At 30.1% G+C, this 16451-nt stretch carries 15 protein-coding genes and 1 pseudogene; 9 read left to right on the plus strand and 7 right to left on the minus strand.

The annotated features are described in order from the left end of the window. Positions 1-5: 5 nt before the first annotated feature. From ACO6VN_RS11690 to ACO6VN_RS11705, 4 genes are read left to right on the plus strand one after another with little or no spacing between them, the layout of a single operon-like run. Positions 6-881 carry an NAD(P)-binding domain-containing protein gene (locus tag ACO6VN_RS11690; RefSeq protein WP_422404714.1) on the plus strand — a complete coding sequence of 292 codons (876 nt, stop codon included), beginning with the start codon at positions 6-8 and terminating at the stop codon, positions 879-881. Positions 882-892: 11 nt separating this feature from the next. Further along, complete coding sequence (locus ACO6VN_RS11695; RefSeq protein WP_422404715.1) at positions 893-2260, plus strand: four-carbon acid sugar kinase family protein; 1368 nt, start codon at positions 893-895, stop codon at positions 2258-2260. A gap of 24 nt (positions 2261-2284) precedes the next feature. Further along, positions 2285-3646, plus strand: coding sequence for a gluconate:H+ symporter (locus ACO6VN_RS11700; protein WP_275044882.1), 1362 nt, complete (start codon positions 2285-2287; stop codon positions 3644-3646). Positions 3647-3661: 15 nt separating this feature from the next. Next, complete coding sequence (locus tag ACO6VN_RS11705; RefSeq protein ID WP_422404716.1) at positions 3662-4507, plus strand: ketose-bisphosphate aldolase; 846 nt, start codon at positions 3662-3664, stop codon at positions 4505-4507. 450 nt (positions 4508-4957) lie between these two features. Here the strand turns inward: ACO6VN_RS11705 and ACO6VN_RS11710 are convergent, their stop codons facing one another. Further along, positions 4958-5929: a hypothetical protein gene (locus ACO6VN_RS11710; RefSeq protein ID WP_422404717.1), complete on the minus strand. Its 972-nt coding sequence runs from the start codon at positions 5927-5929 to the stop codon at positions 4958-4960. A gap of 132 nt (positions 5930-6061) precedes the next feature. Here ACO6VN_RS11710 and ACO6VN_RS11715 point away from each other — a divergent pair. From ACO6VN_RS11715 to ACO6VN_RS11735, 5 genes and pseudogenes are all read left to right on the plus strand, one after another. Beyond that, positions 6062-6494, plus strand: a pseudogene (locus ACO6VN_RS11715) (recombinase family protein); the annotation flags it as partial. Between the two features lie 465 nt (positions 6495-6959). Continuing rightward, a complete protein-coding gene (locus ACO6VN_RS11720; RefSeq protein WP_422404718.1) occupies positions 6960-7304 on the plus strand; it encodes an SAUGI family uracil-DNA glycosylase inhibitor in 345 nt (114 codons plus the stop codon). 91 nt (positions 7305-7395) lie between these two features. After that, the gene (locus ACO6VN_RS11725; RefSeq protein WP_422404719.1) at positions 7396-7707 is read left to right on the plus strand and encodes a DUF960 family protein; all 312 of its coding nucleotides are present in this window, start codon (positions 7396-7398) and stop codon (positions 7705-7707) included. Between the two features lie 14 nt (positions 7708-7721). Beyond that, positions 7722-8225 (plus strand): DUF1643 domain-containing protein, encoded by a 504-nt coding sequence (locus tag ACO6VN_RS11730; RefSeq protein WP_422404720.1) that lies wholly within the window; start codon positions 7722-7724, stop codon positions 8223-8225. 13 nt (positions 8226-8238) lie between these two features. After that, a complete protein-coding gene (locus tag ACO6VN_RS11735) occupies positions 8239-8505 on the plus strand; it encodes a hypothetical protein (RefSeq protein ID WP_422404721.1) in 267 nt (88 codons plus the stop codon). Between the two features lie 19 nt (positions 8506-8524). Here ACO6VN_RS11735 and ACO6VN_RS11740 read toward each other — a convergent pair whose 3' ends face one another. From ACO6VN_RS11740 to ACO6VN_RS11765, 6 genes are all read right to left on the minus strand, one after another. Beyond that, on the minus strand, positions 8525-8773 hold the full coding sequence (locus ACO6VN_RS11740; protein ID WP_204188120.1) for a hypothetical protein: 249 nt from the start codon (positions 8771-8773) through the stop codon (positions 8525-8527). A 48-nt stretch (positions 8774-8821) separates the two neighbouring features. Beyond that, complete coding sequence (locus ACO6VN_RS11745) at positions 8822-10060, minus strand: restriction endonuclease subunit S (protein ID WP_422404722.1); 1239 nt, start codon at positions 10058-10060, stop codon at positions 8822-8824. Next, positions 10053-11609: a type I restriction-modification system subunit M gene (locus tag ACO6VN_RS11750; RefSeq protein WP_422404723.1), complete on the minus strand. Its 1557-nt coding sequence runs from the start codon at positions 11607-11609 to the stop codon at positions 10053-10055. Before ACO6VN_RS11750 ends, ACO6VN_RS11745 begins: the two co-directional genes overlap by 8 nt. A gap of 1 nt (position 11610) precedes the next feature. Further along, positions 11611-12183 (minus strand): restriction endonuclease subunit S, encoded by a 573-nt coding sequence (locus ACO6VN_RS11755; protein ID WP_422404753.1) that lies wholly within the window; start codon positions 12181-12183, stop codon positions 11611-11613. Between the two features lie 96 nt (positions 12184-12279). Continuing rightward, positions 12280-15072, minus strand: coding sequence for a type I restriction endonuclease subunit R (locus ACO6VN_RS11760; protein WP_422404724.1), 2793 nt, complete (start codon positions 15070-15072; stop codon positions 12280-12282). Positions 15073-15280: 208 nt separating this feature from the next. Then, entirely contained in the window at positions 15281-16444 is a 1164-nt protein-coding gene (locus ACO6VN_RS11765) for a hypothetical protein (protein WP_422404725.1), read from the minus strand. Positions 16445-16451: the final 7 nt, after the last annotated feature.

Below are 16451 nucleotides of genomic sequence, written 5' to 3' on the forward strand. Positions count from 1 at the left end.
TTAATATGAATATTGGATTTATTGGATTAGGTATTATGGGTAAACCCATGGTCAAAAACTTACTAAAAGCAAATAACACAGTACTAGTTAATGATGTGAATAAAGAAGCAGAAACTGAACTAGTTAAAGAAGGCGCACAAGTGGTTTCAATCGAAGAACTAGCTAAACAAGCAGATTATCTAGTTCTATCTTTACCGAACGGCGCGATTGTTAAGTCTGTTTTATATAGTGGAGAAGATTCAATTCTCGATAAAGATGAAATTAATGTTAAATATGTCATTGATACGAGTTCTCTTACACCAAATGAATCTCTTGAAATCAGTAAAGTACTAGAAGAAAAAGCTATTAAATACATCGATGCACCCGTGAGTGGCGGAGAACCATTAGCAATTACAGGGGAATTATCAGTAATGGTTGGTTGTGACGCTGATATCCTTCCAGAACTGAAAGAAGTATTACAGCCCGTAGCTGCATCAGTGATAAGAGTTGGAGATGTTGGATCTGGAAGCGTAGTTAAATTAGCAAATCAAATTATCGTAAACACAAATATTGCAGCGTTATCAGAAGGAGTACTATTAGCTAAAAAATTTGATATTGATTTAAATGAAATGTTCGAAGCAATTAGACACGGATTAGCTGGATCAGCAGCTATGGAGGCAAAATTTCCTAAAATGATTGAACAAGATTATCAAGCTGGGGGTACACTCGATATTAACTTGAAAGACTTAAAAAATATTACTTCTACTGCAGATACGATTGGTTTAACATTACCTCTCGTAAATCAAGTAAAAGAATTTTTTAAATCTGAAGTAAATCAAGGTAATGGATTAAATGATCAAGCTGGAATTATTAAATATTTTGAAAAAATCAATAATATGTAGGTGATGAATAAATGTTAAATAAAAATTTAATAGACAAACAAATAAACGACACATTTAATAAAGACTTAGAAAATTTAGATTACAAAATCATAGTTTTAGACGATGACCCAACAGGAACTCAAACAGTAAAAGATTTACCTGTATATACAGATTGGAGTGAATCGCTCTTAACTGATGCATTTGAACAACCTAATAATATGTTTTATATTTTAACGAATTCACGCGCATTGAACGCACTAGAAACTACACAATTACATCAAGAACTAAGTAAAAATATTGAAAATGTATCACTAAAATTAAATAAACCTTATTTAATTATTAGTCGTGGAGATTCAACATTACGAGGTCACTTTTATTTAGAACCAAAAGTTTTAAATGAGACAGCTTCAAACCCTTTTAATGCTATCTTTTATTTACCTGAATTCTTTGAAGGTGATCGCTACACATATAAAGGAGTTCACTATTTAAAAGAAGATAATCAATATATCCCAGTATCAGAAAGCGAATTTGCTAATGATACTACTTTTGGATTTAATTCAAAATCAATGGCAGATTTTATAGAAGAAAAAAGCCAAGGAGAAATTAAATCCGAAAATGTTTTTCATATCACTTTAGATCAAATTCGAAATAGAGAAAGTGAACAAATACTTTCTACTTTTGATACTTTAAGTAACTTTGATGCTGTTATCGTAGATGCATTAAACGATGAAGATATGGATTATTTTACAGCTTGCCTAGTTGAATATCTTAAATCTCACAATAAAAGATTCATTTTCAGAACCGCAGCATCATTTGTGAAATCCATATGTGAAACACCTGGTGAAATCATCAATTTAAAAAATTACAAAAAAAATAATAATGGTGGCGTCATTATCGTTGGATCTCACGTTAAAAAATCTTCGTCTCAACTCAATCATTTACTGGAAAATACTGATATAAATGCAATTGAATTTGACGTAAAAGCAGTGACTCAATCTAGTTTACAAGACTATATCGACAAATTAACAATAGAAGTTAAAAACATTATTGCTAAAGGTAAAGATGTCGTTATATATACATCTCGTGATGTGATTAAAACAGACGATTTAACAAATAATTTAAGCATATCAACAAATATATCTAATAGTTTAGTTAGTATCGTTAAACAGTTATCTATACGGCCAAACTTTATTATTGCTAAAGGTGGAATTACTTCTAGTGATGTAGCAACCAAAGGCCTAAACATTAAAAAGGCAGAAGTCATCGGTCAAATAACGAAAGGTGTACCAGTATGGTTAACGGGCAAAGAAGCAAAATATGATCATATGCCTTACGTTATTTTCCCAGGAAATGTGGGAGAAGTCGATACATTAACGGAAGTATATAAACTAAATAGTTAATTTAACTTATTGAAGGGAGTCAAAATCATGGGAGAAATTTGGCCATTAATTGCTGTTGTCATAGGGGTTATTATTTTACTTATTTTAATTATGTTATTTAAGTTAAATACATTTATTGCACTTATTATTACTTCAATGCTAACAGGCATCTTATTAGGTATGCCGTTAGATAAAATTGTCGAAACTATTGAAAAAGGTATGGGAGATACATTAGGTCACATCGCAATTATCTTTGGACTAGGTTCCATATTAGGAAAGCTACTTTCAGACGGTGGTGGTGCTACGAAAATTGCTGAAAAACTAATAGAAAAATTTGGTGAAAAATATGTAACATGGGCAATGTTGATTGCTTCATTTATCATTGGTATTTCACTATTTTTAGAAGTAGCCTTTGTCTTACTCATACCACTTGTATTTACGTTAGCTAAAAAACTAAACGTTTCTAATTTAAAAGTAGGACTACCAATGGCAACGTCTATCGCTATCACACACGGTTTCCTACCACCACATCCAGGACCGGTTGCCATTGCACAAGCTGTACATGCAAATATTGGCCATGTCTTGATGTACGGTATTATTATTGGTATTCCATTAGCTATTATTGTCGGTGGTTTATTCCCTAAAGTTGCATACAAATTAACACCAACTGCATTTTCTAAATTAGGTAAGCAAGACGATATTGAAGAAACGAAATCATTACCTCCAGAACAACAACCTAGTTTCGGTATTAGTTTATTAACCGCATTGAGCCCAGTTATTTTGATGCTACTTTCTACAGTCGTTCAGTTAGTAACCGGTCACGAAGATGGTAAAGCTTTAGGGTTTGAAGGTTTTATATACTTCATTGGATCATCTACCACTGCAATGTTAATCGCCGTATTATTTGCGATTTACACTATGGGTATTAGAAGAAAACAAAAAATGAATGACATTATGGATACTGTAACGAAAGCCATTACCCCTATCGCAATGCTACTACTCATTATTGGTGGTGGAGGTACTTTCAAACAAATCTTAATAGATGGTGGAGTTGGAGATACCATTTCTAATATGTTCCACGGTACTGAAATGTCTCCTATCTTCTTAGCTTGGTTAGCAGCTGCTATTTTACGCGTAGCATTAGGTTCAACAACTGTTGCAGCTATCTCTTCAGTAGGTATTGTACTACCATTATTAGAATCTGTTGATGTAAATATTTCACTTGTTGTTTTAGCAATTGGAGCAGGAAGTATCTTCTGTTCTCATGTAAACGATGCAGGTTTCTGGATGTTTAAAGAATACTTTGGATTAACAATGAAAGAAACTTTTTTAACATGGACTTTATTAGAATCTGTACTATCAGTAGTTGGACTCGGATTAATTTTAATTGTAAATATGGTTATTTAAAAAGGAGGTATCATTGTGAAATATAATGAATTACTAAACAATGCAAGAGACAATGGGTTCGCTGTACCTCAAGTTAACTTAAATGAAATAGATTGGATTGAACCAATAATAAAAGCAGCTAATAAAATGAAATCACCTATAATCATTGCAACATCAGACAATCTCATTAATTCATTAGGTGGTTATGAATTTGTTTGTCAGACCATTAAAAATAAAACACTTACAATGCAAGTGAATATTCCTATTAAAATTCATTTAGATCACAGTACATCCATTGCAAATTGTAAAAAAGCGGTTGATGTAGGGTATGATTCAGTAATGTTTGACGGATCTAAATTAGATATTATTGAAAATGTTGAAAAAACATCTAAAGTTGCGACATATGCACACAAAAATGCTGTTTCAGTTGAAGGTGAAGTTGGCGGTATTGGTGGTAAAGAAGATGGGATTGAAGGAACGATTAAATATGCAAGTATCGATGATTGTATTGCACTCTCTGAAAAAGCGAGTGTAGATATACTTGCACCTGCTTTAGGTTCCGCACATGGCGAATACAAAGGTGAACCCGATTTAGGCTTTGAATTAATGAAACAAATAAATGATACACTTCATCAACCACTGGCATTACACGGTGCGACGGGGATTTCAGATAATGATTTAAAACATGCTATCCAACTAGGTCACGCAAAAATTAACTTTAACACTGAAGTTAAAAAAGCATGGGCACAAGCATTAAGAACCGTATTAAATAATAATCCAAAATTGTATGAACCCCAAAAAATAATACAACCATGTAAACAAGCAATAGAAGATGCCGTAGTTAATTTGATTAAAAAATGCGGCAGCGAAAATAAAGGTTAAGTTATGATAACGAGTATGATATTTAGGAAATTAACTCCTCAAGCAAAGACAATAATTAGTACTTACTAAGCAATATAGTATAGTCTTAATATACCAATCATTCTTTTTACATTATCATATATCATAATACATCAATAATTCTGGAGCTTAATTTCCAAAAAAATGGGTCAAGTTAGATTTTTAACTTGGTCCATTTCATTATTTTCATACTATATATTATTCACTTTGCTTTACCTATCACAACATACTTTTGGTTATTCTAAGTCACATTAATCACATTATTATTAATGATTGTAAAACTAAATTTATTGATATAAGTTAAATATTAAAATACTATCTTTGAAAATGAGCAATCAAACACCACATCACTTATGATATGCTTCTGCTTATCGAGTAGTGATGAGGTTTTTAAACATAAAAGCTTATAATATATAATGACAGTTATTTCTCCTAACCTTTCACTAACTCAACTTTAATAGTTGACAATACATCTAATAGATATATAAATTTTATACAATCAATTTTTTTAATTGATTCAATATCCATAATACCATGCATTAATCTATTTCTATTAATGTAGTCCGGGTCTTCTATATCATTATTAGTACCATAATATTCCTTTATCAACTTAACAGTATATTGAGTGATAACTTGTTCGATTTCTTCTTCATTACCTAGTATATCTCTATTCAAAATCTTATTTATATTTTTATATTTAGCTTCTCTTTCTTCCTGATATGTATTATATATAACTAAATAATCAATAGATGCTAATGCAAGCATAGCAGCTTCTGTATAACGCTTATGTTCAAAGTTATCTATAACTCGCTGGGTATAAGCCCTCTTTGGATAGTAAAAATCATTTTCAATGAGATTATTTTTAATGACTGAGTAATGAGATTTAAAGGTTACATAAATGTCTTCATCAGTGATTTTGTCTTTTTCAAGATAAATTTCATAGTAATCAGAAAAATATTCTAATTTCATGCTCAGTCTGTATTTCTCGCTGTATTTAATGAATAGCTTTAAACTTTCTTCTAATAAATTAATTGCTTCTCGTAACTTACTAAAATCGATATTGGTCGTTATTTTATTAATCAAATTTATATGAACTTTAAAGCTATCATTTAAAGCTCTATTTACTTTAATTATAGTATCTGCCATCAAATTATTTATTTTTGGTACATGTCTTTGAACATTTTCCACTATATTTTCAATGTTTGTTAAATACGATTTAACACTAATTATTTTTAACTGGGATAATTTTAATTTATTAATGACATCTAAAGAGTTATACATCGGCTTTGTTAGTCTATTACTATAATCTAAATAAGGTTTAGATAGCTTTAACTGATTTATATTTTTTAATCTTTTATTGGTATATAGAACACTATTATACTTTATTAATTTAATTGATTTCATATCAATCACTCCATTAATTATTGGTAATCACACATGTATAATATTTATAATTATGAAATACATTCTTTCAATATTAAACCAAAATACATTTAAATATCCATCACAACTTAAAAAATTAAATCCTCATACTTTATAGTTATATTAGTTAAAAGCGACAAAGTTATCAAGCAAATATTTGAACGTGTCAATCAAGCGCATTAAGTTGATACGTCTCCTTTAAATCATGACATCTCTTATAAACAACAACAATTTGATGAAGTCCAAATCAAATTAGATAACTTGATAAAAGTGCTTGAAGATAATTCAGACTTAACATCTGTGCTTAAAAATACGATTCATCAGTATGAAAAACAACTCAATGACATCACAAATCAAAGCATTATACCTTACAGTCATAGATCACATTGATATTCGTAAAGACGATCATCATAAAAAGAAGTTCTATGTCACATTAAAACTCAATCATGAAATCATTAAACAACTCTTCCATAATACCCCTCTCGACGAAGTGTTACTCAGCACTTCGTCTTTATTTTTACCTCAAACTATTTATCTTCAAATTTAGTTTCGTCATATTGTCCTTTCGCCATCCAATAACACTCAACTAATAGACAATTTCAGTATACCTATCATTGATGACTCAATTTATAGCTTATATTGAATGACGAAAGAACATCCCAACATGATAAATCAACGGGATAACAATGGGATCTGATAAATATATGTAAGAGAAGGATTACGCAAGCGTAATCCCAAAATCCCATTATTATTTATTAATAAATAATATAAAAGAAAAGTAAGTCGTTCACCCAATCTACACTAAATGATATAAATATATGGATATATTTCCCGAGAAATGAATGGGATAACGGGATTTCCTAGTCATGCCAACGATTGAGACGAATTTTGATGGGAATATTTTTTTGAATAAAGATGGGATTCACAAACGAAACAACCTTTTTTTGAAGCATATATTATCTATATGATGTATCACATGAATACATCAAAAACACTAGAGGAGGTCATGATTATGACACTAGAGAAACAACTCAAGCACTATATCACACATTTATTTAGTCTACCCCAAAAGGAAGAATGGCAATGTGAAGCCATTGACGAAGTCGCAGACAATATACTACCCGACCAATATATCAAACTTGGTTCACTGACTAACAAAATCCTTAACACATATACTTACTACTCTGCTTCACTCCATAAGAGAAATATATATCCCTTTATTCTCTACTATCAGAAACAACTCGTAGCCATAGGGTATATTGACGAAAATCACGAAATGGATTTCTTATATTTTCATAATACAGTTATGCCTTTGCTAGACCAACGCTATTTACTACAAAAAGGAGATGAACAATGATGACGACATGAATCCGTATCGCAGAAATTAGTAATACTGTCATTACAAGTGTGATTACAATTATAGAAGAATTAGATAAAGGGGAATGATAATGGAACGGTATATTACAAGAGGTATTGCCTCTAAATTACCTCAAATAGTCCAGCTACAAATATGGAAACTTGTATCGCTAAGAGAAGAAGAACTATCGATGGAAAGCGATGATATAGATTACTTTCACATCTTTCAATTCAATATATACAATGATCAACTATATATCAAACATAAGCAAGAACGTCCTGAATATGCCAAAATTCATAAAGCAAATTGTCAAAAAGCAATAAATATCAGTAAGGTCTACGTTATCCGTGAAGATGATGTAGACCTTTCATATTATGTCATGTTGTTGCCAGAAGAATATTAAAGGAAGTGAATACTATGAATACAATCAAAAGCACCATACACACAGAAGCAATTTTTAGCGATGATGAACAGCATCGTTACTTACTTAAAAAGACATGGGATGAAAAGAAGCCTGTTTGTACAGTAATAACTATGTATCCTCATTTAGATGGCGTATTATCACTTGATCTCACAACTGTTCTTATCCTCAACCAATTAGCTAATTCCGAGCAATATGGTGCTGTATACCTTGTTAATCTATTTTCTAATATCAAAACACCTGAAAACCTCAAACACATCAAAGAGCCTTTTGATAAGCATACTGACATTTACTTGATGAAAGCGATAAGCGAAAGTGAAACAGTCATTCTTGCTTATGGTGCCTATGCGAAGCGGCCTGTAGTTGTTGAACGTGTCGAACAAGTGATGGAAATTTTAAAACCTCATAAAAAGAAAGTCAAAAAGCTCATTAATCCAGCAACAAATGAAGTCATGCATCCACTCAACCCTAAAGCACGTCAAAAATGGACATTGAAATAAAGGGGGATTATCTATGAACCATGAAACTAAACAATCAGATTGGTATACAGTTGCTAGTTGTTTAGCATCGCATGATTACGCTTCAATAGTAAAAGGTCTAGTATGTCATTTCGTAGCAATTGAAGATGAGAAAACATTGGATAAGATCTATGATGACTTTATGAATGATGATACTATAACAACTGTACTTAATAATGATTTACAAACAATTATTAACCATTACCTATCAAAAAAAAATTATAATATTACTTTTAATAAAACTAGAACCTCTCTCACCTAGCAGTGAGAGAGGCTTATTTCTAATTTTTTTTAGCGCCATTTAACTTTAATTTTTCTACTTGAAGTTTCATTTCTAAATCATCTGGTATTTCAGTATATTCTCCTACAGTAGAAATAACACCATATGTCAAAACTTTATATTCTTCTCCTGAATCATCTTTTAATTCCTCAATTTTATTTTCAACTTCTTTTCTATTATCACTTTGATATCTGTATACTTCAATATTCATTGAATTTAAAATGACTAATTCATAAATTGTTAATTGCATAATTTATATTCCTTTCTAGTTAATTTACATAATAGGTAATTATCAGAATTAAACGAACATTTTCTGTAAGAAACTTTTTTTACGCTTTTTCAATAATTCAGTTTTATCTGATTGTTTTTCAATTAATTTATCCAATTGGTTAAAAAAATCACCAATTTTTTCTTGTTCGCTATAAATAGGGATATTAACAAAACTTTGTAACCAATCTTTTTCATGTAATGCTTTTTGAGCACTGCCTGTAGGTAAGTTTTTAACTATCACTGATTTATAATAAGTTTCCGAAACAAATAAATATGTCAGGAATCTTTTATTATATTTTTCTGACATGCTTAGTAAGGGCATGTTCTCTGTTACAATATGACCGTCTAAAGAATTGGGAACGAACCCAATTCCACCTAAAAAAACGCCCTGTCTTATAAAAGTTAAAGTGTCGGGATATTTTTGCAGATCTATCAAATACTGTCTTTTTCTGCCTATCACTTTTCCTAAAGCTATATCTCTATGCGTAATTTTTCCTTTGTTAGATATAGAAATCCTTTTATATTCCTCATTATCATCTAAATAAATAGTATTCTGATATTTAGTAAAAATGCTATTCAATTGCTCAGGTTTCCAACCAGAATAATCATTTCCATTCGCGTCTTTAAATCTTAACTTTTGTGAGAATATTTTTTGCATATATCCCTTTTTCTGTTCTTCTAATTTCGCTAACTTTCGTTCCTCTAATTCAATTTGTCGATCGAGTTTGCTGAAGAAGTCTCCTATTTTTTGTTGTTCTTTAATATTTAAAGGAAATTTTACTTTCAATTTTTTTATGTCATTATTATATAAATGTACCACTGACTTTCCTTGAGCAAATTTACTAAGTTCTCTTTTATACTTTCCATTGATTGATAAAGTAATAAATTTCCCATCATGCTTTTCTTTTGGAGTTAATATATTAATATCTCCGCCTAATAAGAGTTTATCATCTGTGTTTATTACTGCTGCTGTAGCTATATCCATAGGTGTTTCTCCAGAAGAGGGTATTAAAATTTGGTTTTTATAACCTCTTACTAAATTTTTTGTATCAAGTAATGTCTTACTTTTCACTTTATTAACCATAAAATTATAAGTAGTATACAATTCTCCGTAAAGAATACATGGAGTACCTTCTTCTGATATATCTTTTTTGGAGATTCCTTTTCCTTTTGAAAAACTATTTATATTTTCAAGAGAATTCTCTTCCCATTCTCCATCAAACTCTGGAAATCTTAATTCTGGTACATTCTTCAGTTCATTAGTCATGTGTCACCACTCCTAATTCTTTTAAGTAACCGTCTATCTCTAATTCTACTTCTTTAATTTCCGCTTCTATCGTTTTCAAATCTTTTTGTACTTGTTCTAAATCTACTGGTTCTTCTTCTTCAAATGTATCGACATATCTTGGTATATTAAGGTTATAGTCATTTTCTTTAATTTCTTTTAATGTTGCCTTATGACTATATTTCTCGATTTCGTCTCTATTGCGATACGTTTCGACAATTTTATTCACTGATTCATCTGGTAAATGGTTTTGATTCTTCCCTTTTTCAAATGATTGAGAAGCATCAATAAATAATACATTATCATCTGCTTCGCGACATTTCTTAAAAACTAAAATACTTGTAGGAATACTTGTCCCAAAGAATAAGTTTGCGGGTAAACCAATGACCGCATCTAAATAGTTTTTATCTTTAATTAAATACTGACGAATAACACCTTCAGCTGCGCCACGGAATAATACACCATGTGGTAATACAACAGCCATTATACCATTATCATCTAAGTGGTAAATCATATGCTGAATAAACGCAAAGTCTGCTTTTGATTTCGGTGCCAATTTACCATAACCACTAAAGCGTTCATCATTTAAGAATGATGGATCTGCACTCCATTTAGCACTATAAGGGGGATTCGCTACTACTGCTTCAAATTTTTCTCCTTTAAATCCAGGGTCTTCAAGTGTGTCGCCATTATCTATTTTAAAGCGTGTATAGTTTACATCATGTAACAACATATTCATACGTGCTAAGTTAAACGTTGTACTATTATATTCTTGTCCATAATAGTATCTTACATCCGCTTCGCGTCCTACTCTAAGAAGTAATGAACCTGATCCACATGTTGGATCATAAACATTTTTTAAATTAGGTTTATTGGTTGTCACAATTTTAGCTAAGATTTTTGACACTTGTTGGGGTGTATAGAATTCTCCAGCTTTTTTACCTGCGGTCGCTGCAAATTGCCCAATAAGATACTCATAAGCATCCCCTAACATATCTATTTCAATATCACTATGAACAAATGGTAATGTCGCAAGGTTTGCCATGACTTTTGAAATTAATTTTGTGCGTGCTGCGTTAGTATTACCTAGACGAGTAGAGTTAAGATCCATATCTGCGAATAAATGATCAAAGTCATCTTCACTATCTTTACCACGTGTTGATTCTTCTATTTTATTAATTGCTTTATAAAGGTCCTCGATTTCAAATGTTTGATTTTCAACCTTTTTAATTAGATTACTAAATAAATCTTGTGGCTCAATAACAAACCCAATTAAATTAATTAACTCTTGATGTAACGCTTCACGATACGTATCATCTTCCCATGCTTCTGCGTATGAAATATTATCTTCTTTTAATAACTCAGCTACCTCTTCTTCTGCTTTCTCAGATAAAAATCGGTAGAAGATCAGTCCTAAAATATAATTTCTAAATTCACTCGCATCCATATTACCTCGTAAATCATTGGCAATACTCCATAGTTTTTTTTGTAATTCTGCTTGCTGCTGTTTTTGTTTTTCTGTTGTAGACATTTTAATTTTCCTCCCTTAGTAAACTTTCTGATAGATATTTATCCATTAAATATGTTTTTTTGTCATGTAAATATTTTATTTTTTGACGTTTTACTGCTAATTTACCGATAAGTTGTTGCCTTTCAATCGAAGGTAGATTAATCTCAAGTTGTTTTAATTGGTTAAGTGTAAGTTTTTTCACTAGTGAGCCACCTTGCATAAACTGATTAAATTGACTTTTAGCATGAGGTGAATGATTCATCCAATAGACCAAATAATCAGCATCTACGCGATCTTGATTAATTTTAATTAATGTATAATTATAGGGTAGAATACTACCTGCATTTTCTGGACTCACTCTCACACAATCCCCTGTCATCATATTAATGATTATATCTCCAGTTTTCACAATACGCCCATTATGCGGAATCGGTAATTGAATTTTTTTTGCTTCATGAAATGTCTTTTGAAATTCACCACTATCATAGGCCAACATATATTGATCATAAATTGTGAATACTTTACTATTATGACTATCATCTTCCTCAAGTCGATTGATTAAGGTACCATTTAAAAAAGTTATGATATCAGAGATAACACTGACCTCCTATCTGTATTTTTTTATTACTACAAATAAAGTATATACTAAAAATTCCTTGTAGTAAATAAAAAATACAAGGAATTTTTAAACTTATTCAACTGTACCGTATTTTTTGACAGTATCTTCTACAAATTGTACAATTTGATCTGTTTTACGTTTTCTCTTTATAAATGGTTCTGTAATATTTTGTCCAATATACTTACGATCAATATTACCACTATACTCGAATTCACTTACAACTTCATTTAAAATGATAGGTGAGAATGTCTTATCTTCAGCGAATGTATCTATTTCTATCATTTTTTGTTCATCTTCATATTCGTAATAAGCTTCATTTATATCTGAATCTTCTTTAAGTGAAGGAACCACTTTATCTAAGAAGTCTCGAATTAAATCTGCTTTTAAACGTAATTGTTGATCATCTGCTTTTTCTAACAACTTGTGAATTTGATGACGCTTCTCATCACGTGCTTTAACATCTGAAAGATTAATCTGACCAATTAAGTCCATAATATATTTAACATTAATTAAGTCATTTCTCATAAGTTCAACTTGAAAATCGATATCGTCTAATACAGAACTCGATTCATCGCCACCTTGTTTCTTACCACGTATCACTTCTTCATAAATATTTAAATACTTACTTTTATAATCTTCGTAGGTTTGTTCAGAAATACCCAATTCATTTTGCGTAAATTGAAATTCATCAAATGTCTTTAATTTGATAAGTGTATTAGATAAATCACGGAACAAAATCACAAACTCTTTCTTTACATCTTCATCTTCAAGCTGATCTACATCAAATGGTGTTGGTGCTAACTGGAACACCTTATCTAAAATATCTTTAAAATCCGCTAAATATTCATCATAAGATAAACTTAAGACAGTATCAGTGTTATTCGTTTGCGAAAAAATCTCAATTGCTTCATCTGTTTGTTTTTTCAAATCACGGTAACATACAATATTCCCATACGGTTTTCTTTCTTTTTCTATACGATTTGTTCTTGAGTATGCTTGTATTAAATCATGGTGTTTTAAGTTTTTATCCACATACAATGTATTTAACTTTCTACTATCAAAACCTGTAAGAAACATATTAACGACAATTAAGATATCTATTTTTTCATCACGCACAACTTCTTTCATACGTTTAGATACATCAGAGAAGTAGCCTTCAAAGTTATCAGTATCATAATTTGTACCAAAGGCATTATTATAATCTTTCATGATATCGTCTAACACTTCACGAGAATGTTCGTATGCTTCCTTTTCTTGTGAATCTTCATTAGCTTGATATGTAAAAATAGTCGTTACATTCAAATCATGTACTTGTTCATTTTTTAATTTTTGAAAGACATTATAATATTTAATCGCCATAGGAATACTTTGAACTGCAAACATAGATGTGTAATTACCATTGTCTGTCTTTTTATGATAATTAGATACAAGGTGACGCGCCACAGCCTCAATACGGTCATCTGCCATCCATATCTCAGATGTATTAATCTTTGAAACATACTCTTCTTCTAAATCTTTTTGTGCATTGAATGTTTGATTATACTCAACTGAAAAACCTAATACATTATGGTCTCTAATCGCATCTTTAATAAGATAGTGGTGTAAACACTTGTCAAAAATATCGGCTGTCGCACGTCCGTCTTGGCTCTTATTTTCTTCAAAACGTGGTGTACCTGTAAAACCAAAATATTGAGCATTTCCAAAATGTTGCTTAATAAGACGATGCATATCACCAAATTGCGTACGATGACATTCATCGATAATAAAAATAACTTTATCTTGCTTATATTTTTCCATAATAGTCGCATTAGACTTTATCGCATTCGCCATTTTTTGAATTGTTGTAACGATAAGTTGTACCGTAGGGTCCGCCAATTGTCTTAGTAACTTATGTGTATTACCTGTAAAATCTACTGAATCTTCTTGGAATTTGTTGAACTCAGCTAATGTTTGGTTGTCTAAATCTTTACGATCGACCAAGAAAATAACTTTCTTAATATTTTCTTCTTGTGATAATAATTGACTAGCTTTAAATGACGTAAGTGTTTTCCCACTTCCTGTTGTATGCCATATATAGCCATTATTATTTGTTTCAAGCGCACGTTTTAAAATTGCTTCAACGGCATACACTTGATAAGGACGCAGCGCCATCAATATCTTATCTGTTTCATTCACAACCATATAGCGACTAATCATTTTCGCCACATGACATGGTTCTAGGAAGGCTTCGATAAAATCTTTTAAATAATTGATACGCTCATTTTGTTCGTTACTCCAATAGAACATTTGTCCTTTAAAGATTTCACGATCACTATTTGCATAGTATCGCGTTTCCATTTTATTACTTACCACAAATAATTGTATGTAACGGAATAAGCCTGTATAGTTTTGTCGACGATAACGTTCAATTTGGTTAAAGGCTTCTGTAATAGCTACACCACTACGTTTTAATTCAATTTGAACGAGCGGTAATCCATTAATAAGTAGCGTTACATCGTAACGACTTTTGTATTTATCTTTAACACTAATTTGATTTGTTACTTGGAACTTATTCTGACACCATTGTTTTAAATTTATGAAATCGATAAAAATATCAGTGTCATCGTCTCGTTTAAGAACGTAGCGATCTCTTAATTGCATAGCACTTTCAAATACAGATTTACCATTAATAGCTGTCATTAAACGATCAAACTCACGATCCGTTAATGGCTTTCCTTTTAGTTCATCTTTGTGACGTTCATTAATAATTTGACGAAAGTTATTATGTAGTGCTTCAACATTATGTATTTCAACTCGTTCGTAACCTAATCCCTCTAATTGTTGAAGTACTTCATTTTCTAATGCATACTCACTTTGATATCCCACAATGTTTCACTCACTTTACTATTTATTCTTTCTTTAAATATACCAAAATTCAAAAAATTTTAAAATTTCACACCTTAACATTTATATAATAATTTAATAAAAACCGCATTATTTATGATACGCTTCCCCTTGTAAGTGATATTACTAAAGTAAAAAATCATTATAATGGCTTAATACTTTATCTTCTCTATAATCGACTCTAATAATTCTATTTTGAAACAATTTTATTAATATAATTTTCATACATCTCAATATTTTCTTGTATGTTGTACTTTGCTTCTCTTACATTAGAAATTCTAATATCTCTACCTTTTTCTAACAATTCTTGTATTTTAGAAGCTTTATCTTTTGATAATTTTTTAAATATATTATTTTCTCTATATACATATAATTTTTCTTCATGTGCTAGCATCCTGCTTATTGAATAGTTATTTATCACATTACTCAAGCCTTTATCTGCTGTAAAAATTGAATGTAAAAAAACTTCTTTGCTATTGGTATTTCTTAGAGCGATTTGGTCTTCTGATGTTCTAATATGAAATAAATCCCAAGCTATACCTTTTAATTTACTCAATAAATTTTTACTATTCAAATTGGTAGATTTAAATATATTATTTTCACCATTATTTATGTAATCAAAAATAACACTTAACTCTAACTCTGAGTAAGCTAATTTATTTTCAGTTTCTTTAATAAAATTTTGAATCAAGTAAACAATTTTATTTTCTGCTGATTTTTTACTACTATTTTTTATGAAAAATGCCATTAAAACTAATAGATAAATTGCTTGAAATTTCACTATATTAGAGTCTTGTATATTCATCATATGATAGTATCTATCATCTGTATCTAAAATAACTTCTGAATCATTAAAATATCTAGAGAAATTGCGATTTTCAAAATCAAATTCGCTTATTCTATCAAATATGGAAAATGATAATATTGTTTCATATGAAATTATTTTATTTATACTATGGATATTATTTCCATTTTCTATTAAATAAGGTACGCAGCTTATTTGTTGTTTACTTTTTTTTATATTATTTAAAATTTTAAAGAAATCATTCTCATATTCATTATTCACAATCAAATTTCGTAAATAGCTCATTACGTTACTATCAAAGTCAATACATTGGCCGACTTGAATTAATTCATTACCATTTATTACTTCATTATCAATAATTATTAAATTATCATAGTTAGCTATTTCAACAATATGGTACTTATCGCTATTAGTTAAAATTTTGGGGATTTTTCTTTCATACATCCTTTCATCAATATCAAATAAACGTGATCCTTCTAATAATTTTTTATTTTGAGAATATTCAATTAATGGTTGTTGTGTGATTAGTAGCAACTCTTCTAATTTCATGATATGT

The organism is Mammaliicoccus sp. JADD-157 (genome assembly GCF_049310805.1).
GTDB classification, from domain to species: Bacteria; Bacillota; Bacilli; order Staphylococcales; family Staphylococcaceae; genus Mammaliicoccus; species Mammaliicoccus lentus.